The 24871-nt window shown below is 56.3% G+C and carries 19 protein-coding genes; 10 read left to right on the top strand and 9 right to left on the bottom strand.

All coding sequences use genetic code 11. From position 1 onward, the window contains the following. The first annotated feature begins 8 nt into the window (after positions 1–8). On the top strand, positions 9–644 hold the full coding sequence (locus tag ACFL9S_RS06540) for an urea amidolyase associated protein UAAP2 (RefSeq protein WP_405261018.1): 636 nt from the start codon (positions 9–11) through the stop codon (positions 642–644). Between the two features lie 96 nt (positions 645–740). Beyond that, a complete protein-coding gene (gene uca, locus ACFL9S_RS06535; protein WP_405261017.1) occupies positions 741–4337 on the top strand; it encodes an urea carboxylase in 3597 nt (1198 codons plus the stop codon). Between the two features lie 165 nt (positions 4338–4502). On the opposite strand, the gene ACFL9S_RS06530 is transcribed toward uca, so the two are convergent. Continuing rightward, positions 4503–5519 carry a lipoate--protein ligase A gene (locus tag ACFL9S_RS06530; protein ID WP_405261016.1) on the bottom strand — a complete coding sequence of 339 codons (1017 nt, stop codon included), beginning with the start codon at positions 5517–5519 and terminating at the stop codon, positions 4503–4505. 258 nt (positions 5520–5777) lie between these two features. Here ACFL9S_RS06530 and ACFL9S_RS06525 point away from each other — a divergent pair, with 258 nt between their 5' ends. Together ACFL9S_RS06525 and ACFL9S_RS06520 are read left to right on the top strand one after the other, a co-directional pair. Beyond that, positions 5778–7526, top strand: coding sequence for a phospholipase effector Tle1 domain-containing protein (locus tag ACFL9S_RS06525; protein ID WP_405261015.1), 1749 nt, complete (start codon positions 5778–5780; stop codon positions 7524–7526). 118 nt (positions 7527–7644) lie between these two features. Continuing rightward, the gene (locus tag ACFL9S_RS06520) at positions 7645–8304 is read left to right on the top strand and encodes a DUF2931 family protein (protein ID WP_405261014.1); all 660 of its coding nucleotides are present in this window, start codon (positions 7645–7647) and stop codon (positions 8302–8304) included. A 43-nt stretch (positions 8305–8347) separates the two neighbouring features. On the opposite strand, the gene ACFL9S_RS06515 is transcribed toward ACFL9S_RS06520, so the two are convergent. Together ACFL9S_RS06515 and ACFL9S_RS06510 are read right to left on the bottom strand one after the other, a co-directional pair. Then, positions 8348–9400, bottom strand: coding sequence for an ATP-binding protein (locus ACFL9S_RS06515; RefSeq protein ID WP_405261013.1), 1053 nt, complete (start codon positions 9398–9400; stop codon positions 8348–8350). Between the two features lies 1 nt (position 9401). Beyond that, on the bottom strand, positions 9402–10097 hold the full coding sequence (locus ACFL9S_RS06510) for a response regulator (protein ID WP_405261012.1): 696 nt from the start codon (positions 10095–10097) through the stop codon (positions 9402–9404). A gap of 136 nt (positions 10098–10233) precedes the next feature. Here ACFL9S_RS06510 and ACFL9S_RS06505 point away from each other — a divergent pair, with 136 nt between their 5' ends. The 6 genes from ACFL9S_RS06505 (at position 10234) to ACFL9S_RS06480 (ending at position 18166) form a co-directional block, all read left to right on the top strand. Then, positions 10234–11337 carry an efflux RND transporter periplasmic adaptor subunit gene (locus tag ACFL9S_RS06505; protein ID WP_405261011.1) on the top strand — a complete coding sequence of 368 codons (1104 nt, stop codon included), beginning with the start codon at positions 10234–10236 and terminating at the stop codon, positions 11335–11337. Between the two features lie 30 nt (positions 11338–11367). Beyond that, positions 11368–14484, top strand: a complete 3117-nt coding sequence (locus tag ACFL9S_RS06500) for a multidrug efflux RND transporter permease subunit (protein WP_405261010.1) — start codon at positions 11368–11370, stop codon at positions 14482–14484. A gap of 1 nt (position 14485) precedes the next feature. Then, entirely contained in the window at positions 14486–15973 is a 1488-nt protein-coding gene (locus tag ACFL9S_RS06495; protein ID WP_405261009.1) for an MFS transporter, read from the top strand. A 157-nt stretch (positions 15974–16130) separates the two neighbouring features. Next, a complete protein-coding gene (locus ACFL9S_RS06490; protein WP_405261008.1) occupies positions 16131–16634 on the top strand; it encodes a hypothetical protein in 504 nt (167 codons plus the stop codon). Continuing rightward, entirely contained in the window at positions 16516–17178 is a 663-nt protein-coding gene (locus tag ACFL9S_RS06485) for a DUF2931 family protein (RefSeq protein ID WP_405261007.1), read from the top strand. The genes ACFL9S_RS06490 and ACFL9S_RS06485 overlap by 119 nt, the downstream gene beginning before the upstream one ends. An 82-nt stretch (positions 17179–17260) precedes the next feature. Continuing rightward, positions 17261–18166 (top strand): alpha/beta hydrolase, encoded by a 906-nt coding sequence (locus ACFL9S_RS06480; RefSeq protein WP_405261006.1) that lies wholly within the window; start codon positions 17261–17263, stop codon positions 18164–18166. 34 nt (positions 18167–18200) lie between these two features. Here ACFL9S_RS06480 and ACFL9S_RS06475 read toward each other — a convergent pair whose 3' ends face one another. The 6 genes from ACFL9S_RS06475 to iolD all read right to left on the bottom strand — a co-directional run bounded on the left by ACFL9S_RS06475 (position 18201) and on the right by iolD (position 24741). Beyond that, a complete protein-coding gene (locus tag ACFL9S_RS06475; RefSeq protein WP_405261074.1) occupies positions 18201–19457 on the bottom strand; it encodes an SfnB family sulfur acquisition oxidoreductase in 1257 nt (418 codons plus the stop codon). Positions 19458–19613: 156 nt separating this feature from the next. Then, the gene (locus ACFL9S_RS06470) at positions 19614–20198 is read right to left on the bottom strand and encodes a hypothetical protein (RefSeq protein WP_405261005.1); all 585 of its coding nucleotides are present in this window, start codon (positions 20196–20198) and stop codon (positions 19614–19616) included. A gap of 609 nt (positions 20199–20807) precedes the next feature. Next, positions 20808–21095 carry a hypothetical protein gene (locus ACFL9S_RS06465; protein ID WP_405261004.1) on the bottom strand — a complete coding sequence of 96 codons (288 nt, stop codon included), beginning with the start codon at positions 21093–21095 and terminating at the stop codon, positions 20808–20810. A 57-nt stretch (positions 21096–21152) separates the two neighbouring features. Then, on the bottom strand, positions 21153–21962 hold the full coding sequence (locus ACFL9S_RS06460) for an SDR family oxidoreductase (RefSeq protein ID WP_405261003.1): 810 nt from the start codon (positions 21960–21962) through the stop codon (positions 21153–21155). Next, a complete protein-coding gene (gene iolE / locus ACFL9S_RS06455) occupies positions 21959–22876 on the bottom strand; it encodes a myo-inosose-2 dehydratase (protein WP_405261002.1) in 918 nt (305 codons plus the stop codon). Before iolE ends, ACFL9S_RS06460 begins: the two co-directional genes overlap by 4 nt. Positions 22877–22896: 20 nt before the next feature. Then, positions 22897–24741: a 3D-(3,5/4)-trihydroxycyclohexane-1,2-dione acylhydrolase (decyclizing) gene (gene iolD / locus ACFL9S_RS06450; protein ID WP_405261001.1), complete on the bottom strand. Its 1845-nt coding sequence runs from the start codon at positions 24739–24741 to the stop codon at positions 22897–22899. Between the last annotated feature and the right edge of the window lie 130 nt (positions 24742–24871).

The following is a 24871-nucleotide window of genomic DNA, read 5'->3' as shown; positions in this document are numbered from 1 at the left end:
AGCCACCGATGACGTTAACCACCAGTGATAAAAACCCCGCCGATGCAGTCTATCGCCACACTATTCCGGCGGGAGAACCCTTCCTGTTTGAAGTGAAAAAAGGCCAGACGGTGCGCCTGCACGATCTGGAAGGTAACCAGGCGGTGGATACGCTGTTTTACCGCGCCGCCAGCCCGCGTGAACGCTATGACGCCCAGCGCACCTTACGCCGCCAGAACAATGCCTACCTGAGCTGCGGCAGCGTGCTGTACTCCAACCTCGGTAATCCGCTGCTGACCATCGTTGCCGATACCTGCGGCCGCCACGATACGCTGGGCGGAGCCTGTGCGCAGGAAAGTAACACCGTGCGCTATCACGCCGATACGCGCTACATGCACAGCTGCCGCGATAACTTCCTCTGTGCCTGTCTGCACGACGGACGGCTGAACAAACGCGATATCACCGCCAACATTAACTTCTTTATGAATGTGCCGGTCACGCCCGAGGGCGGCCTGACTTTTGAAGACGGTATCTCAGCCGCCGGGAAATACGTGGAACTGCGCGCCGAATGCGACGTGATTGTGCTGATCTCCAACTGCCCGCAGCTGAATAACCCCTGCAACGGCTGGAACCCCACCGCCGCCGAAGTGCTGGTGTGGAACTGATTGCTGATTCGCTGAAATAACGCATTTTCCCCTGGGGACGACCTCAGGCGGCCAGGATTCTGGCGGGACGGCCCGCCCTGATGTGAGTCTGCCTCTATGTTTACAAAACTGCTGATTGCTAACCGTGGCGCGATTGCGTGCCGTATTTTACGCACGCTGCGGGCGATGAACGTCACCGGCGTGGCGGTGTTTTCCGACGCGGATGCCACCAGCCTGCATATCCGCGATGCCGATGAGGCTATCAGTCTGGGCGATGGCCCGGCGGCGCAAACCTATCTGGTGGTGGAAAAAATCATTGCCGCAGCAAAGGAGAGCGGCGCGCAGGCGATCCACCCTGGTTATGGTTTTCTCTCGGAAAATGCCGCCTTTGCTGAAGCCTGTGATGCAGCAGGCATTGCCTTTGTTGGCCCGACGGCGCAGCAGCTGCGGCTGTTCGGTTTAAAACATACCGCGCGGGCGCTGGCGAGAGAGCAGCAGATCCCGCTGCTGGAAGGCACCGATCTGCTGGCGGATGTTGACGCCGCACTGACGGCCGCGCAGCAAGTGGGTTACCCGGTAATGCTGAAAAGCACCGCAGGTGGAGGCGGCATCGGCATGCGCGTCTGTCACGATGCCGACGGGCTGAGCCAGGCGTTTGAGGCGGTGAAGCGTCTCGGCCAGAACAACTTCAGCGATTCCGGCGTGTTTATTGAGAAATACATCGCACGTGCGCGCCATCTGGAAGTGCAGATATTCGGTGACGGAGAGGGCGACGTGATTGCCCTGGGCGTGCGCGACTGCTCCGTGCAGCGCCGCAACCAGAAAGTGATTGAAGAGACCCCGGCACCCAATCTGCCTGACGGCATGGCGGAAGCGCTGTGCAGCGCCGCCATCAAACTGGCGAAAGCGGTGAACTACCGCAGCGCGGGCACGGTGGAGTTTGTTTACGACAGCGCAGTACAGCAGTTCTGGTTCCTTGAGGTGAATACCCGGTTACAGGTGGAGCACGGCGTGACCGAACAGGTGTGGGGCGTGGATCTGGTGTACTGGATGATCGCGCTGGCTGCCGGTACGCTGCCGCCGCTGAAAGAACTTTCCGTGACGTTGTCACCTACTGGTCATGCCATTCAGGCGCGTGTCTATGCGGAAGATCCGGGCCGCCAGTTCCAGCCTTCGCCAGGGCTGCTGACCGACGTCCGTTTCCCGCCTGCCGACGGCAAAGCACTGCGCATCGATACCTGGGTGGAGTCCGGCTGCGACGTTGCACCGTTCTTCGATCCGCTGCTGGCAAAAATTATCACCTGCTGCGCCACCCGCGAACAGGCGATCGCCGCGCTGGACACCGCGTTGAACGATACGCGCCTGTACGGCGTGGAGGTCAACCGCCAGTACCTGCAACAGATCCTGCACGCTACGCCGTTCGCCAGCGGGGAACCCTGGACGCGCTTCCTGGATACCTTGCACTATGCAGCCACCACCGTTGAGGTGATGAGCGCGGGAACCCAGACCACGGTGCAGGATTTTCCCGGCCGCCTGGGCTACTGGGCGGTGGGTGTGCCGCCGTCCGGGCCGATGGATGACCGGGCGCTGCGCTTCGGCAACCGCCTGCTGAACAACGCCGCCGGGGCGGCTGCGCTGGAGATCACCCTGAGCGGCCCGACGCTGCGTTTTAATACCGCCAGCGTGGCGGTGGTATGTGGCGCAACGATCCCCATCACGCTGGACGGCAAAGCGCTGCCGATGAACCACAGCTTCCTGATCCCGGCGGGCGCCACCTTAGCCCTCGGGGCGATTGAGGGCGCCGGAGTACGCAGCTATCTCTGCCTGCGCGGCGGCATTGCGGTGCCGGATTACCTGGGCAGTAAAAGTACCTTCACCCTCGGTCAGTTTGGCGGCCACGCAGGGCGGGCGCTGCGCACCGGCGACGTGCTGCACCTCGCTGAACTCAGCGACAGCACGGCGGGTGACGTGCTGCCTGCGGCGCTGGCCCCGGCACTGCCCGCCATCCGCACGCTGCGCGTGATCTACGGCCCGCATGCGGCACCGGAATATTTCACGCCTGGCTATATCGACACCTTCTTTGCCACCGACTGGGAAGTGCACTTCAACTCCAGCCGCACCGGGGTGCGCCTGATTGGCCCGAAACCGGAGTGGGTGCGTGACAGCGGCGGCGAGGCCGGGCTGCACCCGTCCAATATCCACGACAATCCGTATGCAGTGGGCGCGGTCGACTTTACCGGGGATATGCCGGTGATCCTCGGCCCGGACGGCCCAAGCCTCGGCGGTTTTGTCTGCCCGGTCACCATTATCGAGGCCGATTTGTGGCAGGTGGGTCAGCTTAAAGCGGGCGACCGCCTGCGTTTTGTTCCGGTGAATATCACCACGGCGCGCCAGCTGAACGCTGCACGCCATACTGAGCTGCAACAGCTTGCTCCGGTGGAACCGGTCTGGCAGGCATCGGCGCTGATCTCCCCGGTGGTACTGGATATTGGCGAGGGCGATCGTCGCCTGGTGGCCCGGCTCTCCGGGGATACTCATCTGTTGCTGGAGATTGGCGCGCCGGAACTGGACCTGGTGCTGCGTTTTCGCGGTCATGCGCTGATGCAGGCGCTGGAGGCGCTTAACCATCCGGCGATAATCGATCTGACGCCCGGTATTCGCTCACTGCAAATTCACTATCAGCCGGATGCACTGCCACAGGGGGAACTGCTGACGATGATCCGGGATCGGTGGCAGACGGTGATCCGCCAGGAGGATTTGCGCGTGCCCTCGCGCGTGGTCTGGCTGCCGCTCTCCTGGGATGATCCGGCCTGCCAGCTGGCGATTGATAAATACATGACCACGGTGCGCCGTGACGCGCCCTGGTGCCCGAGCAATCTGGAGTTTATTCGCCGTATCAACGATCTGCCGGACATCGATGCCGTGTTCAACACGGTGTTTGCCGCCAACTATCTGGTGATGGGGCTGGGAGATGTCTACCTCGGTGCGCCGGTGGCCACACCGCTCGACCCGCGCCATCGGCTGGTCACCACCAAATACAACCCGGCGCGCACCTGGACGGCGGAAAACTCGGTGGGTATCGGCGGGGCGTATCTGTGCGTGTACGGCATGGAAGGGCCAGGCGGCTACCAGTTTGTCGGGCGCACGTTGCAGATGTGGAACCGCTACCGTGAGGTGGCCGACTTTGGTGGCAAACCCTGGCTGCTGCGCTTCTTTGACCAGATTAAGTTTTACCCGGTGTCATCCGAAGAGCTGCTGCGCATCCGCCGCGATTTCCCGCTGGGTCGTTATCCGCTGCGTATCGAGCAGACCGAACTGGCGCTGTCCGACTATCAGCAGTTCCTGGCGGAGCAGGCAACGGGCATCAGCGATTTCCGTCAGCATCAGCAGTCGGCGTTTAACGCCGAACGCGAGCGCTGGATCGCCAGTGGCCAGGCGCACTTCGACAGCCATGAAGCGGTGGTGGACGTCACCGAAGAGGAGGTACTGACTGAGGGCAAACTCGCCGTAGAGAGTGCGATCACCGGCAATCTGTGGCAGGTAAAGTGCGCAGTGGGTGACAGTGTCACGCAGGGGGACGTGCTGGTGATTATCGAAGCGATGAAAATGGAGATCCCGCTGCTGGCGCCATGTAGTGGCGTGATTGAGTCCATCCGGGTGGAACCGGGGTCATCAGTGCGCGCCGGGCAATGCGTGGTGGTGATGGGCGTTTAATATCCAGATCAACAGCCAGAACGGCGCACGATCTGTAGGGGAAGACCCTTTTTTCCGGTCTGCCCGTGATGTTGTATAGGGTGCTGGTTCAATTCACTGGTCGACCTTTTGCACTGCCTGCGCGGAACAGAGGGCGACAACGATACCATCCCAATCTGGCGTTTATTACCGCACACTTTCCGCCAGCCACAATTCCAGCTGCGTCAGCTCCTCCGTCTGCTGCGGAAACTCGACCTTTAACTCTGACACCTTAGCCGCCAGTGCCTCCGGGCGGTATTCGGTGCCGGGCAGCTGTTCGGCAAGTTTCTCCAGCGGTGCCAGGTTCAGGCTGTCGCTGAAAATCTGACAGCGGCTGACCTTGCCGCGCTCAACATCCACATGCAGCTCCACGCCGCCCCAGCTAAAACGCGTATCCAGCAGATGCTGGAACTGCGGTGCCTGGCCAAAGTTCCACTGCCAGCTGCTCTGTTTGGCGAACTGTGCCTCAAAGCCTGGCAGATCGGGCAGGGAGGTCGGGGAGATATGCTCGGGTTCACACGTTTCGCCAAAATGATCGAAGAACGCCGTGGTGACCGCGCTGCAAATCGCTTCAAAGGTGATGCCCGGCACCAGCTCTTCCAGATTTGCCACGCGTGAGCGCACGGAGGTAATGCCTTTGGCCTGCAATTTTTTGACATCAGGATTGAGGTAATCGGCCAGGCGCGAGAGGTCGGCATCGCGCAGGATAGTGCCGTGATGGAAACCGCGATCGTGGGTTTCATGGTAGGCAGAGCCGGAAATTTTACGCACGCCGTCGGCGGTATTCACCACCAGATCATTACGCCCCGAGGCTTCAGCCTTTATACCCAGCGACGCCAGCGCCCGTAGAATAATCCCGGTCGATACGCTTTTGTCATATTCCGGTTTCCCGGCCATAAAGGTGAAACAGCAGTTACCGAGGTCATGAAACACCGCGCCACCGCCGCTGCTGCGTCGCGCCAGACGGATGCCGTCTTCTTCCATGCGCCGCGTATTGCACTCTTTCCACGGGTTCTGTGAACGGCCAATCACCACCGTCTCGGCATTGCGCCACAAAAACAGCACCCGCTGCGTCGCCGGCATCTGGCGGAAAATCGTCTCTTCTACGGCCAGGTTAAACCACGGGTCCCAGGAATCCGATAACAGTAAACGCAGTGTGGACATGCTTGACTCCATTGAAGTTTTGGCGGCGCAGGGATAATACCATCATCGACTAAAACATCCAGAAAGCTGTCAGCGCAGGCGTGCTCTGCGCTGTAAAGCTGTGCCAGGTTGAGCGCAAGCCCGCATATTAATCTGAGATCCCATTTCATTTTCCATTCACAGCAACATTACCGGGACGCGTATTTTTTTTCAGATTGATTTGGGTTACGTTTTCTTTTGTGCATTTTATATTCATCGTAAACTGGCTAAGGACAGCATATGGCAAAAGGCTATTTTCTTCGCGTTGGCGATAAAACCACCTGCGGTGGGGAAGTGCTGAGCGGTCATTCGAACGCCTTTCTGCGTGGCGCGGAGCTTCCGCGGGAGGGCAGTCTGGTCTCCTGCGGTAAGAACCCGGGCATGACGTACCGCATCATCAGCGGACCGGGCAAAATAAGGGTGGGCGGGATGCCGCTGGCCGGTACGCTCGACAGCGTCAGTTCCTGCCCCTGTGGGGCCACGTTTATTTCCTCCATTCCTGACGGTTACGGCAAAGAACCCGCCAGCGTAACGCAACGAAAATCCGTTGCACCGATTGATATCTCCCTGTTCAACCCCTCCCAGGCCATCGTACCGCAACAATACGCCCAGTCAGCGAAGAGAAAGCCCCGCGAGATCACGCTGACGATTGGGGTGTTTTTTGATGGGACGGGGAATAATGCGGATAACAGTGCTGACCGTCAGAATGCCTGTGCTGGCGAGCATTTTGGCATGAGTGACGGTGATGCCGAATCCGCACTGACTCAGTGCGTGCGGCTGAAACGGAGTCACAGCGGTATTGCCGCAGGAAGTTATCTTGGTTATTACACCAATGTTTATTGGCTTAATAGGTTGTATAAGCAGAAAATTACCGCCGATACCGGATATGGACAGAGTGCCATTTATATTGAGGGAATCGGGACTGAAAGCGGACAGGGCGACAGCGCTTACGGGATGGGGACTGGACGGGGTAACACTGGGGTGCTCAGTAAAACCGACAAGGCGGTGGCATTGCTGGTAGAGGGTATCCAGGATTATCTTTTCAGATTCACTGAAGCCAACGACTGTATTATCAAAGAACTGCAGTTTGATATCTTCGGTTTTAGTCGTGGTGCGGCAGCGGCACGGCATTTTGCTAACCGGGTGTTTGATCAGGACGATGCCATTGTGGCAGCGATTAAAGCCGGGTTAGGTGAGGTTAAGTTCAATGGCTCGCCCGGTGGTAAAACACGCTTCCTGGGGATATTTGATACCGTGGCGGGGATTGGTACGCCAGTGAACGGCTTTAACCCGCACAGCGCGGATACCGGAGAGGTGAATATTGTGCTGCGCCCCGGCGTGGCGGAGAAGGTATTCCATATCACCGCGCAGCATGAGTGCCGTTTTAACTTCGCCCTGAACAGCGTAAAACCTGCCTGGCCGGAACTGGCGTTGCCGGGGGCGCACTCAGATATAGGCGGTGGGTATAACCCCGACGAGTACGAAGCCTGTTTCCTTACGCGCCCGCAGTTTGAAACCGTGCCGGTTTCTGTTTCTGATAAAGAGACTAAAACGTACCGGCATGCCAGGGCAGTGTTCAGCACTTTGCAACATTTTCCGGCCATTGCGCCGCTGCTGCAGGGCAACACGATTAAACTCAGAGCCTGGCATGATGACCGAATGCCCGCCGACCGCTACGGCACGCTGCAAAAACGCAGCGGCGCCGCGCTGACCCTTGAACGCCCCACGCGCAATGACTGGTCAAAGGTGGCGCTACGGGTGATGATTGATGCCGCGCAGGATGCGGGGGTAGTGTTCGAACCGATTTTACTCAAAGACGATAACCTGTCATTACCCGCAGAGCTAATTAGCCTGTGTGAAAAGGCTATCATAATGGGACGTGCCACTCGCAACGGCCAGTGGGCCAGTGGGCCAGCGGATTTACCACCCCGGAAATTAATGCACTGGCCGGAAAATACCTTCACTGCTCGGCCAACTGGAACAGCGTGATACGGGACAGTCAGGGGAGGATCACCGGAGCAGTAAAGCCCGCTAAACTGGTGACCTTTACCAACAGGCCGGATTATCACTGGCAACGAACGATTTATAATATGGATGGGAGCTGAATATGGAAATAAAGCGTATCGCTGTGCTGCTTTCACTTCTGACGTTGACGGCCTGCCAGGGAACAGGTCGGGCCAACAATGCGGCTCTCGACGCAGAGCCGACAGAGTGGCGGTTCAATTTTTTCACCCCCCTGGCGTTGCCCGCACAGGTTACGTTCGTTGCCATCCTTGATGTTGGCGGTATTGATTATCGGTTTAATACTCTCGACAGTACGAAGTCACTGTATGACGTTACAGGGGAGTGGAACGACAGTGCCCGAGCGATGGGCGGATACTGGAACCGGACAAAGGCTCCGCCCCGGCATATTTTATTCTGCTGGGATTCGGTGATTGATAAAAAGGTCTACGAAACTCACCTGACGCTATCTGATACCGCTTTAGAAAAAATGCGCAGGCCCAGTGTGTACAAGAACTATCCTGGCAAGACTGCGTATTACGACAGTATCCAGATTGGCCTCGCCCCTGAAGGAAAAGTCGCCGTCTGGATAGATGGCATAGGATTTGAACCGAACCATCGCGTAACACCGGCAGTGCTGAAAACGGTTTCTGGTGATAAATTAGCGCTATGCAAAGGAATAACTAAGAGCGATTTTTCTTATGGATATGATCAGGACATAAAAGATTTTATCAAAGGGAAAAAATACCCTTACGGCAAGTGGTAACGCCTGCTTCAGACAAGGGCATTGAGTTCTTTAGTCTGCATCCCTATTCCCCACTGCCCGGCAGCGTAATCTGCATACAGGTTCCGCCCAGCCGACTGCGCAGGCAGCGTGCGGTGCCGCCGTGTGCGCGGGCAATGGCATACACCACCGCCAGCCCCAGGCCGGAGCCATCGGGTTTTTGCACCCGGTCGTTCTCTGCGCGGAAAAAGGCGTCAAATACCACGCCCTGATCGGCATCACCGATGCCGGGGCCTTCATCTTCCACCGTCAGCACAATGGCATCACTGGAGGGGCGGCAGGTGATCATCACCACGCCCGCAACCGCATATTTACTGACATTGCTGAGCAGCGCGGAGAGCACCTGACGCAGGCGCACTTCATCCACAAAACAGACAATATCTTCGGCTTCAATCACCGGTTCCAGCCCGCGTTGTTTGAGCGTGTCGCGAAAGGAGTCGACGGATGAAATCAGTATTTCTTTCAGATGCAGCGTTTCCCGGTAGAGATAGAGCTGGCCGCTATCGGACAGGCTAAGCACCCGAAGATCGTCGATCAGCCGCGATAATCCTTCCGTCTGGCGGAGTAAGATCGCGAACTGCCGGTCGTCCCGATCAAAAATGCCTTCCACCATTCCCTGTATACGCCCCTGCAATACGGTGACCGGTGTGCGCAGTTCATGAGCGATGGCCGCATTCCACTTTTTCATCTCATTCGACATCACTTCCAGCTTCTCTGCCATCGAATTGAAATCATCAATCAGCAGCGCGGTTTCGCGTATTTCGGAGGTGCTGTGTTCCGCCCGGATGCTCAGATTGCCTTCTGCCACCTGGCGCGCACTGTGCGCAACGGCGTTAAGCGGGATAATCACGCGTTTGGCAAAGCCCCAGACAAAATAGAGCGCCACCGCCGCCGATAACACGCCGGAGATCAGCGTCAGGATCCAGTCGTGCGACGAAGGGATCCAGCTGTACTCATCTTTGCCATCATAGAAGATGCCGATATAGACGCTGTAAACCACCGACAGCAGAACCAGCGTGCTGACGGCCACTTTCGAGGTCAGGATAAACAGCTGGTAATGGATGCCAGGCTTTGCCATCTTAATCTCCCAGCCGGTAGCCGAAGCCGCGAATGCTCTCAGGCACGGAAGGCAGCCCGGCCTGTTCAATCTTTTTACGCAGTTTGCTGATGTGGCTGTCAACGGTGCGCTCACTGGCTTCACCTTCTGGCAGGCAATGTTCCAGCAGTTCCCGGCGGGTAAACACACGCTTCGGATAACGGATCAAATGCATCAGGATTTTAAATTCCGTTGAGGTCAGCACATTGCCAATCTCCGTGCCGCTATTCTTTATTTTCACCAGATGATTAACCGTATCAACATCAATATTTTTGCTGCTATAAATATTTTGGTTTTTATTATTACTGTAAAAGGGCAGGCGACGTAATATCACATGAATTCTTGCTACCACTTCCGCGGGATTAAAAGGCTTAACGATATAATCATCGGCGCCCACTCTCAGCGCATGAATTTTATCCACATCGGCATCCAGCGCGGTCAGCATCATAACGGGCACGTCGGAGTCTTTACGGATATCGTTAAGTACCTGCCAGCCATCAATAAACGGCATTTTAATATCCAGAATCACAAAGTCAGGGCGATCCTCATAATAACGTGCCAGTGCTTCACGACCGTCCGCGGCATGGATAATAGAAAAACTTTCCTTTTGCAGATAAGCAACCAGTATATCGGCAATATCTTCCTCGTCTTCAGCGAGCAAAATTTTAATATTCTTCATTTTTTGATCCGCTTTTGTGTCATCTCATTCCCTCTCCACACAATCTCCACATAACCTCCATTCAGCCTCAACCTGCGACCCTTATTATTACGTTAACACATAAGTTAACGTTAAAAATATCAGGAAAACGGCCGGTATGTTTACCAAAAGCATAGCAAGATTATCATTGATACCGATGCTTTATCTTCTGTCGGCCTGTGATGCGCCGACAGAAAAAGTGGCCAGCGAAATCCCCCCCGTGTCTGTGACGGTTGAAACGCTGGCACTGCAGCCCGTCACGCTGGAACAGGCCTTTCCTGGCCGCGTAACGGCATTTCGCACCGCGCAAATCCGCCCGCAGGTCAGCGGCATTATTACCGCAATGCACTTCAGCCAGGGCAGTGAAATTCGTCCCGGCCAGGCACTGTTCCAGATCGATCCGGCGCCTTTCAAGGCTGACGTTAACAGCGCCGCAGCGGCAGTGGAAAAAGCCGAAGCCAGTTATCGCCAGATGGTGGCGCGTGCTGCCCGGCTGCAAAAGCTGCGCGGTAGCGGGGCCATCAGCCAACAGGATCATGAAGATGCGGCCTCAAACGCCGCTCAGGCTAAGGCCACGGTGTCTGAAACCCGCGCGATACTGGCGCGTAAACAGCTCGATCTCGCCTATGCCACCGTTAAGGCTCCGATAGGCGGGCGCATTGATCAGAACTTTGTTACGGAAGGGGCACTGGTCAGTAGCAGCGACAGCCAGCCGATGGCCACGGTGCAGCAAATCGATCGCGTGTATGTCGACGTGCGCCAGCCCGCCTCGACCATACAGACATTGCCTGCCACCGCACCCGTTCGGGCGGACATTCTTTCCGCATCAGGTGAGCCGTTCAGCAACAGTGCGCGCATTCTGTTTACGGGGGTCAGCGTGGATACCGGAACCGGCGATGTGGTGATGCGCCTTGAGGTGGATAACCCGCAGCGCACGCTGCTGCCGGGCATGTATGTTCAGGCCAAAATTTCCCGGCAGCTGACGGCTGAAGGGGTGGTGATCCCGCAGGAAGCTCTGGTGCGCAATGGCGATGCCACGCAGGTCTGGCTGGATGAGGGCGGCAAGGCGAAAGTTGTCACTATCCGGCTGGGTGAAACGCTGAGCGGCCACTATTTTGTGCGCGCCGGACTGAAAGCAGGGGACCGCCTGATAACCCAGGGCGGCGGTAAATTGCAGGACGGGATGCCGGTGAACGCCGGTGATAAGAAAACACATCCTTAAGGCTGCGCCTCATTTTATCCAGGATATTTTATGCCACAGTTTTTTATCAATCGCCCGGTTTTTGCCTGGGTTATCGCCGTGTTTATCATCCTGTTCGGGCTGCTGGCGATCCCCAAGCTTCCGATAGCACGCTATCCGTCGGTGGCGCCGCCGAGCGTCAGTATTTATGCCAGCTATCCAGGATCAACCCCGGAGACGATGAACAATAACGTGGTTGCGTTGATTGAGCGTGAACTCTCCTCGGTGAAAAACCTGCTCTATTTTGAGTCATCCGCCGATACCAGCGGGCAGGCCACGATCACCGTGACCTTCCAGCCGGGCACCGATCCGGAGCTGGCGCAGGTGGATGTGCAGAACCGTATTAAAATCGTTGAGCCGCGCCTGCCGCAGGTCGTGCGACAGAACGGGCTTAACGTTGAGGCGGCATCCTCCAGCTTTCTGATGATCGTCGGTCTGACATCAGAACAGGAGAACATCACCGAGGGCGATCTCAGCGATTACTTCTCGCGCAATATGTCGGAGGAGCTACGCCGCATTGGTGGCGTGGGGCGCGTCCAGCTGTTCGGGGCTGAAAAGGCCATGCGCATCTGGCTGGACCCGGTCAAACTGACGCAGTACCACCTGACCGTCAGGGATGTCAGTCAGGCTATCAGTGCTGAAAACGTACAGATATCGCCGGGCCGCATCGGGGATGCTCCCGCCGTGACAGGCCAGCGTGTGACGTATCCGATGATGGTGCAGGGCCAGCTCGGCACGCCGGAGGAGTTTGGACGGATCACGTTACGGGCAAATCTGGATGGTTCGCGCGTGGCGCTGTCTGATGTCGCACGGATTGAACTTGGCCCACAAACCTCGGGTTTCTCCACAAGGGAAAATGGGCGCGTCTCGACCGGAGCGGCCATTCAGCTGGCGCCCGGCGCGAATGCCTTGCGCACTGCCGGAGAGGTGAAAGCACGGCTGGAAGCGTTGAGCAAAGCCATGCCAGCCGGGATGAAGTACAGCATCCCGTTTGATACCACGCCGTTTGTCAAAGTCTCCATCGAGAAGGTGATTTATACCTTTATTGAAGCGATGGTGCTGGTGTTCCTGGTGATGTATCTGTTCCTGCAAAATGTGCGCTACACCTTTATCCCTGCCATTGTGGCACCCATCGCGTTACTCGGGACGTTTACCGTGATGCTGATGTCGGGGTTCTCGATCAACGTGCTGACGATGTTTGGCATGGTGCTGGCGATCGGGATTATCGTCGATGACGCCATCGTGGTGGTAGAGAACGTGGAACGCATCATGGCAGAGGAGGGCTTACCGCCGAAAGAAGCCACCCAGAAAGCGATGAAGGAGATCACCGGCGCGGTTATTGGTATTACGCTGGTTCTGAGCGCCGTGTTTATCCCGATGGCGATGGCCAGCGGTTCGGTGGGGGCAATTTACCGGCAGTTCACCCTGACGATGGCCGTTTCGATCCTGTTCTCAGCGTTTCTGGCGCTGAGCCTGACGCCTGCACTCTGTGCCACCTTACTGAAGCCGGTGGAAAAAGGTCATCACGAGAAAAAAGGGTTCTTTGGCGGGTTTAACCGTCAGTTTAACCGCATGACCGACCGTTATGAGAAAGGCGTCAGTCGTTTACTCAAGCGGACGGGCAGAAGCTTGTTGCTGTATGCCGTGCTCTGCGTGGTGCTGTTCTTCGCGATGCGTAGCGTGCCGTCGTCGTTTCTGCCGGAAGAGGATCAGGGCTACTTTCTGACGTCTGTACAGCTGCCGTCAGATGCGACAAGTGAGCGGACGTTAGAGGTGGTGAAATCCTTTGAAAAAACCGTGCTGGCGCGTCCGGGTATTGACTCAAACCTGGCGGTGATGGGTTTCAGCTTTGCTGGTTCCGGCCTGAACTCCGCGCTGGCGTTTACCACGCTGAAGGATTGGGACAATCGGCAGGGCGCCACCGCCGCTGCCGAAGCCCGCCATGTTGTGGAAACCCTTCACGATATCCCGGAAGGTGAGGTCTTCAGTCTGATGCCACCGGCCATCGACGAGCTGGGTAACTCATCGGGCTTCGCCATGCGCCTGGAAGATCGCGCCGGTAAAGGCTATGCGGCACTGAAGGATGCGCAGAACCAGCTGCTGGCACTGGCTGCGGGCAGCAAGGTGGTTCAGGGGGTGTACGTTGATGGTCTGCCCGAAGGCCAGGTGATCAACCTGCATATTGACCGCCAGAAAGCCTTCGCACTGGGCGTGTCGTTTGACGATATCAGCCAGACGATTTCAGGGGCGACAGGTTCGCTGTATGTGAATGACTTCCCGAACGGCGACCGGATGCAGCAGGTGATCATTCAGGCCGATGCCCCGTTCCGTATGGAACTGAACGATATTCTGAAGCTGAATGTGCGTAACGCTAACAACGGCATGGTGCCGCTGTCGGAATTTGTTCAGGCGAAATGGGAAACCTCACCGCTGCAAAGGGTGCGTTATCAAGGCTATCAGGCGGTGAAAGTCACCGGCAGCGCCGCAGCGGGTTACTCCAGCGGGGATGCGATGCAAGAGATGGAGCGCCTGGCGGCCAAACTGCCGGAGGGCTTCGCGGTGGAATGGACGGAGCTGTCACTGCAGGAACAGCAGTCCGCCTCTGAAGCGCCGATGCTGATGGCGCTGTCGATGCTGGTGGTGTTCCTGGTGCTGGCCGCACTGTACGAGAGCTGGTCCATTCCGATCTCCGTGATGCTGGTGGTGCCGTTAGGCCTGTTGGGCGCGGTGCTGGCCGTGATAGTGCGTGATATGCCTAACGATGTGTTCTTCAAGGTAGGGATGATCACCCTCATTGGTCTGTCGGCGAAGAACGCTATTCTTATCGTCGAGTTTGCCAAACAGCTTCATGACAATGGCAAAGGTCTGGCGGAAGCGACGCTGGAAGCGGCCAGGATGCGTTTGCGTCCGATCCTGATGACGTCACTGGCATTTACTCTGGGCGTGGTGCCGCTGATGATCGCCAGCGGCGCGAGCGCTGAAACCCAGCATGCCATCGGTACCGGCGTGTTTGGCGGCATGATCAGCGGCACGTTGCTGGCGATATTCTTTGTTCCGCTGTTCTATTTCAGCGTGATGAGTGTCGTTGGCAGGTTGAGCCGCCATCGTATAACCCACAAGGAAAGTTGATATGTCTTCTTCATTTCGCTGGATCATCCTGGCGGTGATCTCCAGTGCATTATTACTGGTGGTCATTGATATGACCGTGCTCTATACCGCACTGCCGCGCCTGACGCATGATCTTCAGGCGACGGCGACGCAGAAGCTGTGGATCGTCAATGCCTATCCGCTGACGATGGCGGGTTTGCTGATCAGCATGGGCGTGCTGAACGATCGCATTGGCGCACGCAGCTTCTTTCATCTCGGACTGGTCATTTTTGGCATTGCCTCGCTGGCGGCGGCATTTTCCGCTTCCGCTGAGATGCTGATTGCCTCTCGCGCGCTGCTGGCTGTCGGGGCGGCGATGATGATGCCCGCGACCATGACGATTGTGCGCAGAGCCTTCGACGATCCCGCCGAGCGTTCACTGGCGATTGGCATCTGGGCCGCCGTGGCTTCCGGCGGGGCGGCGCTCGGTCCGGTGATTGGCGGGTTGCTGCTGGAGTATTTCTGGTGGGGATCGGTGTTTCTGATCAACGTGCCGATTGTGGTTCTGGTGCTGCTGTTTTCGCTGAAGCTGATCCCACCAATACCGGGCGATCACACCCGGGTATTCAGCCTGACCGCTGCCGTTCAGATTATGGCGGGCCTTACCGGGCTGATTTATGCCATGAAAGAGTTCAGCAAGCCGTCACCGCAGCTCAGTATCGCGTTGATCGCCGGGGTAACCGGGGTGATGATGACGCTGCTGTTTGTCAGAAAACAGCAGCGCTCAGCCAGCCCAATGCTCGATCTGGCCCTGTTTGGCAATCGCTTCTTTACGGCTGGCGTGATCGCCGCGATGGTGTCGGTTGCCTGCGTGATCGGCGTTGAACTGGCTGTTACGCAGCGGCTGCAACTGGTGCTAATGATGTCGCCTTTACTGGCTGGGCTGTTTATTCTGCCGCTGCCGCTCGCCTCCTTTATTGCCGGGCCTGCGGTGGGATGGCTGGTGCCGCATATCGGATCGCTCAGGGCGATTCAGTACTCTCTGTTGCTCTCTGCGGCGGGCCTGGCGGTTTACCTGATGGTGTATGACGGCGCCTTGTGGATGACGGTCGTTGCCCTGGCGCTGACCGGGGCCGGATTAGGTGGCGCGATGACAGCGGCATCGACCGCCATCATGTTGAACTCACCGGAAAACAGCTCAGGCACCGCCGCATCGATTGAGGGGGTGGCGTTTGAGCTCGGTGGCGCAATGGGTATTACCATTCTCGGCGGGATCCTGGCCGCGCTGTATTCGTATGATATGTCTGCCATCCCGCATCTGCCCGTGCTGGCACAGGACAGCATTGATGGTGCATTAATTGCCGCCGGATCGCTGATGCCCGCTGAGGGGCGCGTGTTGCTGAATCTGGCAGAAGCCGCCTTTAGCCGTGGATTTGTGGCTGTGATTGGCACGTCGATAGCCGCATTGCTGCTGACCGGCGTGGTGCTGGCGGTTTATAGCCGGAAAACAGTATTAAAGGTGACGCCCTGAGATTGAGCTAACCAAGGCGACAAAATCGTAAAAATGCGAGGGTCGTTTTGCGGGTTCACGTATTTCTCATACGCTGACTTTGGAGTAAGTTAGCCGCAGCGTTTCGATGCCCATCTCTCGGTGGGCATTCTCATCCTGTGGTAAAAATCCGGGTGTGATGTACAAAATTATCGGCGGAACGCCCGATATGCGGACAGACGGGCGGGCGCTAGCCGGAACACTGGATAGCATCAGTTCATGCCCGTGCCGGGCCTCGTTGATTCCCTCCATTCCTGACTGTTATGAAAAAGCCCCCTTCGCTGCCGCATGCTCTCAGCGGGCACCTGCTGCTGGCCCACTGGCGTTCGGGCAACACGCAGAGCACGCCCAGTCGGTGAAGAAAGCACAGCGTGAGATGACGCTGACGATTGGGGTGTTTTTCGATGGGACGGGCAATAATGCGGATAACAGCGCTGACCGTCAGGATGCCTGCACGGGAGAACACTTTGGGATGAGTGATGGGGATTCCGCTTCTGCTCAGGTTCAGTGCGTACACCTAATATATGGTCACAGCGGTTTCGCCGCCGGAAGCCATCTCGGCTATTTCACCACTGTGCACTGGTTGTATACGCTGTATAACCAGGACAGCACAAAACACGGAGCCGACAGCGTGGAAGTTTAACTTTTTCAGCCCCAGATCGTTGCCTGCCATGGTGACGTTTGCCGTTATTATTGATGCCAACCAACGGGTTTCCCGGTTTGTGACGCTGAACAGCACGCCCGATCTCAGTGACGTGGTCGGTGAATGGAACGATTACACGCGGGCACCCAGCGGGTACTGGAACCATGTGAAGCACCCGCCAAAACAACTGTTTTTCTGCTGGGATTCGATCATTGATAAGAAAGTGTATGAAACCCGCCTGACGATATCTGACGCTGATGTGGAAAAAATGCGCAGGCCCAGTGGGCATAAAAACTATCTTGGCCAGACCGCGTATTACGACAATATCCAGTTTGGTCTGGCCCCTGAAGGCAAAGTGGCGGTCTGGTTAGTCGGCACAGGAGATCAACCTAATTACCGTGTAACGCCAACAGTATTAAACACGATTTCCGGGGATGAATTAATTCTTTGTAAAGGGGTTGCTCAAAGCGATTTTTCTTATGAATATGAACAGGATATAAAAGATTTTATCAAAGGAAAGAAATATCCTTACGGCAAGTGGTAACCTGTTTTGCCATTGCTTTCACCTGCATCCGATCCTGGGTTAACATCCTCCCAGCTGAGACATCTCACAGGGAGTGATTCACATGATTAATTTCGATGGCTTCATCATGCAGGCAGAGCACCTTGCTGCGACATTGCCGCTACCTTCGCAGGTCAATACCGTAGAAAGAGAAGGGTTGCGTTATCGCCTTTATCGGTCAGAACAGACGCCCGATGATCTGATCATTGTTTATCATGGTGGCGGCGTCCATCTGGATGCTGGCTATGATATTCTTGCCCGGCAGATAACACAGGATGAAAGCATCGCGGTTTGTCTGCTGGATATTCGCGGCCACGGCGGATCGACAGGGTCAAAAGGCCAGTTGGAAAAGGTTGCCATGGTCTGGCGTGATGTCGATACGCTGGTGAACTGGATGCGAACCCTTTTTCCGCATACCGCGATGCATTTGCTCGGGCACTCCAGCGGCGGCGGGATGCTGATTAACTATTTCACGCATTATCGCCCGCAACAACGGTCAGATAGCCTGATTTTGCTGGCCCCTGAGCTGGGTCCATTTGCGCCTGAGGTGCGTTGCCCTCAGACCGTCGCTCCCTTTGCTGAGGTGAGTCAGTGGCCTTTTATCATCAACGCGTTAAGTGGCGGCAGGCTGCTGGGCAACTACCCGGCGGTGCGGCTGAATTTCCCGGACAAGGTGAAGGCATCCGAGCTGGATTTTGTGCAGTACTATAGTGTCAATATGGCGAATGCCCTGACCCCACGTCATCCGGCAAAACAGCTGGCGGCACTACCGTTACCCACCTCGTGGTTTGCCGCCGGGGACGATGAGCTGTTCAGTGCGCAGGCGATGGCGGGATTTGCTAAACAGCATGGCAACCCTCATCTGCGCTTCCAGATACTGGAAGACTGCTCACATCTGAATTGCGTGTTTTGTCTTGAGGAGGGGATACAGCAACATCTTATCGCCCTGCGCCAGAGTCGCGCCGTCTGATCGTCAAGCCCGCTGATGCGGGCTTTTTTTTGCGTTAACTCCACGCATGGCGCGGTGGGTTAACCCCGTTCAGGTAGTAGTTCCCGACATGGAAATACTTCCAGCGCACCGGATCGTGCAGCGTGTGCGTGCGGGCATTACGCCAGTGGCGATCAAGCTGATATTCCGCCAGCGTGGCGCGGGTGCCAGCCAGTTCAAACAGCTTGTTACCTGCAAGAATGGCGATCTCGGTCGACAGCACCTTGGCCTCCGCCGTGGCGACGGTGGCAGCAGCCACCGTGGCTTCGTCCGGTGTAGCAATGGCGATGTCGATCAGCTCTCCGGCGCGCCACAGCAGCGCTTCGGCTGCATGCAGACGGATTTGCAAATCGCCGATGGCGGCAATGGTAAAGGGATCATCGCTGGCACGTTCCTGGCCGCTGTCGATCCACGGGCGTGATTTCTCGCGCACAAAGGCCAGCGTATCGGCCAGCGTGCCGCGTGCGATGCCGGTATCCACCGCAGCCTGAATAATTTGTGAAATCGGGCCTGCGGCAGTAGGGCGTTCAAATGCCTGCCAGACGGGAATCAGTCGTTCCTGCGGTGCATGAACATTGTCCAGCAGCACGGTGCCGGACGCAGTTGTGCGCTGGCCGAAGCTCGACCAGTTGTTGATCACCGTCAGGCCCGCTGCATCGCGATCCAGCACCACCAGATTGGCGCGGCCTTCTTCATCTACCGCCACGGTATGCACCAGATGTGCCAGTAGCGCGCCCGTGGCGTAGAACTTCTCGCCATTCACTACCAGTTCACCGTTAAGCTGGCGCACCGTGGTTTTAAAATCGCCCACCGTCGCGGTGCCTTTTTCGGAGAACGCGTTGCCCCAACGCAATCCCGATAACACGCCTGCCAGCAGCGTCTGCTTCTGGCTTTCCGTACCGTCCTCCAGCAGATGAGCAACGCCCGCCAGGTGATTCTGCGGGATCTGCCCCAGTGCCGAGTCCGCAGCGGAGATAATGGCAATCACTTTCGCCACCGTGGCATAGGAGACGCCCGCGCCGCCGTATTCCCGCGGGATATTGATGCCCCACAGGCCACTTTGGGAGAACGCATCCAGCTCGGCCACGGGCAAGATGCCATCGCGATCGCGGCGGGCAGCCCCCGGCGCAAACTGCTTTGCCAGACGTTCCGCTACCGCAATCGCTTCAGCATCGCTGGTAATGATATGCGCAGGCTGTAATGGTCGCGGCAGCGGCTCGAAGTGTTCCGGGGAGTTAACATAAAATTCAGTGGCTTCAGCCAGGGATTCGATAGCAGACACAGACACTCCTTAATGACGGTGACAGGGCGCGTGAGCGCGGATAAACCATCCTGTCACACTGTGAATGCGTCGGTTATAAGGATTCATCGCATCGATTGTTACCGCGCTGATAAGGCGCGGTTTGGGAAGCGGGAATAGGGATTGCAGTTATGAGCTTATCAAATATTTAATTATAGAGATAAATCTTTCTTCTCCGCGTAGACCCATTGAGTTTATTAATGCTCTATCTATTTTATCACTCACAAGGAAGTAAAGCATTTTCATGTTGTTTATATATAAGGCATTATACAGGGAAGGTGATAATTCTCTTAATCTTCTCGCCCTCTGCGCGGCCATCTGAACTTTCCCATAAAAAGAAGCCGCGGTAACTATAGCAAGTGAGTATTTATTTATTTTGATGCTGATGTCATATTTAAACCCAGCGGAGTTAATAATTAGCATTGACAGGCTACTGGCCATTGCGGTCTTAGTTAGCTTTCCGCTGGAATACCATGTGAGTGCTTTTGTTAGTTTGATGTCAAGTGACTTTATCTTATCACTCCCTATGGTTTTAAGTTCTTCGCCGATATACATCTCCATCATATCCGCAATGATATCTTTCCTTTTGTAAATTTCAAAAGCTGACTTGATAAGCCTGGTATCTTCTTTTTTTAGTTCAGAGCATACATTGGCATATTTATCGAAAAGGCATGAGCTATACCATGAAGCCCTTTCTACTCCACGTTTCAACATCCTCTAAGGTTCCCTGACTGCTGCGATTTACTCCCTTGGCTGCTTTCTCAAGCGCTAATGCAGCATCTCTTTCTGATGTGCTCCGGGATTGTAATGTTGATGATATACTCATTGCTGGTTTTCCTTTACCATGATAAATATGCTTTGACACTCACTGTATCACGAGGGATTTGTTTTGAAAAAATGGATTTTGAAAATTATATTTTTTTTCGTTTTTTTTGCTATTATTTCTATGGTTGCATTTGAATTATCATTTAGATTTTCGACCGCCGATTTTTTTATTAACCTATTGGACTGGATGGGTTTTTTAGGGTTTAAAACATCTTTTGATTCGTTAGTTATTCTTCTGGTTGTTTTTTCATTTTTTGTTTCCCTTATTGTTTTTTCTATTTTAACGGCTCACAAAAAAAGAAGCGGGTCAAAATGAAAGCATTTTTATATTTCTTAAAGGATACGGTATCTGATCTTATCGTGAACGTAGCTGTTATTATCTTGTTTGTTTTTTACTATTTTGTTGTGCCGGATTATTGGTTTTTAAGTAGTGTTTTAACCATCGTTGCAGTAGGTGCTTTCAGGATCTTTTTCTCTAAAAAAAACTGATCAACCGCATCAACCAATCTCTTCCAGTATAACCACGCAATTTTCATGCAATGTTCTGACCCGGCGTTCAAGGGTCTTGAGTGAATGCGTTTCGACCTCGTCGAACATGATGATGATTTCGTTTTTACGGTGCGCCCGGCAGTGGCGTGCGCGGCCCGCTTTTGCCAGCCAGCGGTTGATCATCGCTTTCTCCTCCTCCTCCTGGCGGGAGAGCGAGCTGCCGATGGCGGCATGAATCACCATCAGCAGTTCCTGATAAAACTCGGTGATATCTTTCATTTTATCAACATTCATCATAGCGAAACGTCAGGCTCCATTAACGGCAGCCAGCATGGAGCTGGCTGCAATTGAAGGTTACAGCGGATTAGCGGGGGCGGGCGTGTTGTCGTAGCCGCCCCAGACCGACTGGTCGTAGTTGATCATCGATCCGCTCATCAGACCCGACTGTGAACTGGCGAGGAAGGTGACCGCCCGTGCGACTTCTTCCGGGTCAATCAGGCGCCCGAACGGCAGCTGGGCTGAGGCTTCCTCCAGCCAGTTATCCGCCGCGCCGTGAAACTCCTTCATGGTGCGGTCTTCACCTTCCGAGGCCATCCAGCCGATATTCAGTCCGTTGACGCGGATGTTATTACGCAGCGTGGCGAATGCCGTATTGCGCGTTAGCGTCGCCAGCGCCCCTTTTGATGCGCAGTAAGCGGCGATAAAGGGTTGTCCTGCCAGGCCGGACATCGAGCAGATGTTCACAATACTGCCCTTAATATTGTCCCGCTTCATCAGCTTGATGCTCTCCTGCATCAGATAGAACGGGCCGCGCACGTTGGTGGCAAACATCTGGTCGAACAGCTCCGGTTCTGTATCCAGAATGGTACCGCGATCGGTCATCCCGCCTGCATTTACCAGAATATCCAGTCGGCCAAATTCACGGTCAGCGACCTGAATCGCATTACGGCAATCTTCCACGCTGCTGAGATCGGTTTTCACAAAGTGAACGCGACACGCAGGCGTGGAGAGGCGTTCTGCCACCGCGCGGCCTTTGCTGCTGTTGCGGCCGCAGATAATCAGGCCCGCCGCACCCGCCTCAACAAACGCCTGCGCCACCGCAGCGCCCAGCCCCTGAGTGCCGCCGGTGATCACGGCAATATGTCCATTAAGCGAATGAGTCATACGTTTTCTCCCACATGCAGGTGGTAACCGGCAGCATTAAGTGATGTTTTCAGGCTGTTGTAGCCGATGATGGCGTACTCCAGCGGCGGGGCAAGGGCGGGGTCCTGCTCGGCTTCGACCACGAACCATCCCTGGTAACCGATGCGTGCCAGCTCGGCGATCAGCACATCAAAGTTGATGCAGCCATCACCCGGAACGGTATAAACCCCTTTCAGCACCGCATCGAGGAAGGAGTCACGGTTCCAGTCCAGTGAGGCACGGACGTCGGCGCGGATATCTTTGGTATGCACATGGTTAATGCGCTGGCCGTGTTTTTTCAGGATGCTGAGCGGGTCCACCCCGGCAAACACCAGATGCCCGGAGTCAAACAGCAGCCCGACCTCCGGCCCGGTGGCGGCCATCAGTAAATCGATATCGCGCTCATCTTCAATCACAGTGCCCATATGGTGATGAAAGGCCAGCGGAACGCCGAAATCTTCGCAGTAGCGGGCAAACAGGGTCAGTCGCGCACCATATTCCCTGATCTCGTCATCGCTCAGCCTGCGTCGGCGACTCAGCGGGATATGCTGCTGGTTCTGAATGGTGCCCGCGGTTTCGCCGTACACCAGGCAGGCAGCACCGCAGGCTTTAAACAGCGCCAGCTGCGGGGTCACCTTCTGGATCTCGCTGGCGAGGTCGTTATCCAGCAGGGTGCCGGAATACCAGCCGGAGACCAGTTGCAGCTGATGTTCCGCCAGCTGTGGCAGCAGTTCCGCGCTGGTGCGCGGGAATTTCCCGCCGGTTTCCACACCGGAGAATCCCGCCTGATGGCTCTCCGCCAGGCAGATGGAGAGCGGGGTGTCTCCGCCTAACTGCGGCAGATCGTCATTGGACCAGGCAATCGGGGCAATACCAAGTTGAGCGTGCAGCTTCATGTTGTCGCGTCCTGAATCAGTTAAATACCAATACGCTGTTTTTTACGTCCGGCTTCGTGTTCGCGGCGGGCCTCGTTAACGCTTTCACGTGCGCTGACTTCGGGTACGCCGACATCCCACCAGGCATCACCCGGCGTCCACTGATGCGGATGTGTATCAATGCAGATCACCGTGGTGCGGTCATTGGATTTGGCCCAGTCCACGGCATCGGAGAGTTCGTCCAGGCTGCTGACTTTGCGCGCCAGTGCCCCCATTGCCTGGGCATGGGCAACGAAATCAACGTGGAAGGGATCGGTCACCCGGCAGTCTTTCAGCAGGTTATTAAAGGAGGCGCCGCCTTTGGCATTTTGCAGACGGTTGATCACCGCGTAGCCGCCGTTATCGCAGACCAGCAGGATCATTTTGTGGCCGGAGAGCACGCTGGAATAGATGTCGGAATTCATCATCATGTAAGTACCGTCACCGATCAGCACAAACACATCGCGCGGCTGCTCCATCATGGCAACGCCCCAGCCCGCAGAGATTTCGTAACCCATACAGGAGAAACCAAACTCACAGTCGAAGGTGCCGGGATTTTTCACCTTCCAGCCTTTCACCAGTTCGCCGGGCAGGCCGCCCGCCGCGCTAATCACGTAATCTTCTGCGGCGGCACGCTCATTTACCACGCCCACCACCTGCGCATAGCTGGGAACGCCTTCCGTTACCGTGCGCTGCTGGCGCGCGGCAATCAGCTGATTCCAGGCAGCGAAGGCGGTCTGACCGCTTTGCAACCAGCCCGCTTCAGCGCGGTAATCACCCAGTGCCGCATGCAGTTCGCGCAGACCTTCACGTGCATCCGCCACCAGCGGCAGGGAAAGGTGCTTATTGGCATCGAAACGGGCGGCATTCAGCGCGATAAAGCGGGCATCATCGGCAAAAACCGTCCAGGATCCGGTCACGAAGTCCATCAGGCGCGTACCAATGGCAATCACCACATCGGCTTTCGCCGCCAGCGCGTTGGCGGAGGTGGAGCCGAGGATCCCCACCGGGCCGATATTCAGCGGATGATCGTGGCTGAAGGTGCCTTTTCCGGCGATGGTTTCCACCACCGGGATGCCCCGCGCCAGCGCGAAGGCTTCCAGTTCGGCTTCCGCACGGGAATAGCGCACGCCGCCGCCGGAGATGATCAGCGGGCGTTTTGCCTGTGAAAGCAGCTCAACGGCGCGTTGTAACAACTGCTGGTCCGGGCGCGCACGCGGGATCACATGCACGCGACGGGCAAAGAACGCATCGGGATAGTCATACGCCATCTCCTGCACGTCCTGGCACAGGCCGATAAATGCCGGGCCGCAGTCGCCGGGATCGAGCATGGTGGCGACCGCCTGCGGCAGAGAAGAGAGGATCTGCTCAGGCCAGGTGATGCGATCCCAGTAGCGGGTCACTGCTTTAAACGCATCGTTGACGGTCTGCGTCGGGTCATTGAAATGTTCGATCTGCTGCATCACCGGGTCCGGGTGACGGCGGGCGAAAGCATCACCGCAGATCATCAAAAACGGCAGGCGGCTGACGTGCGCCACCCCGGCGGCGGTCAGCAGGTTGGTGGTGCCAGGGCCAATTGAGGCCGTCACCACCATGATCTGCTGGCGCAGACGGGCTTTGGCAAACCCCGCTGCGGCAAAGGCCATGGACTGTTCGTTCTGGCCGCGCCAGGTGGGCAGCACATCCTGCACGCTTTCCAGCGCTTCACCCAGACAGGTGACGTTGCCGTGACCAAAGATGCCGAACACCCCCGGAAACAGCGGGACTTCCGCGCCATCGACTTCAATAAACTGGTTGCTGAGGTAACGAACCACAGCCTGCGCGGTGGTACAACGCGTCATCGACATAATTTCTCCCTGCTGTAGGGCCTGGAAAACAGGCTGATCTTGGAATTAACGTTGCTGAAATTATATTTAAGCAACTTTATTTGCAAAAAAAGAACGTGCTGATCCCGAGCGGAAGGGGCACAAAGGCCGC

Origin of the sequence: Erwinia sp. AnSW2-5, from assembly GCF_045107195.1 — a bacterium.
Lineage (GTDB): Bacteria > Pseudomonadota > Gammaproteobacteria > Enterobacterales > Enterobacteriaceae > Erwinia.
The sequence above is the reverse complement of the archived record's forward strand: the minus strand, read 5'-3'. Positions and strand labels throughout refer to the sequence as shown.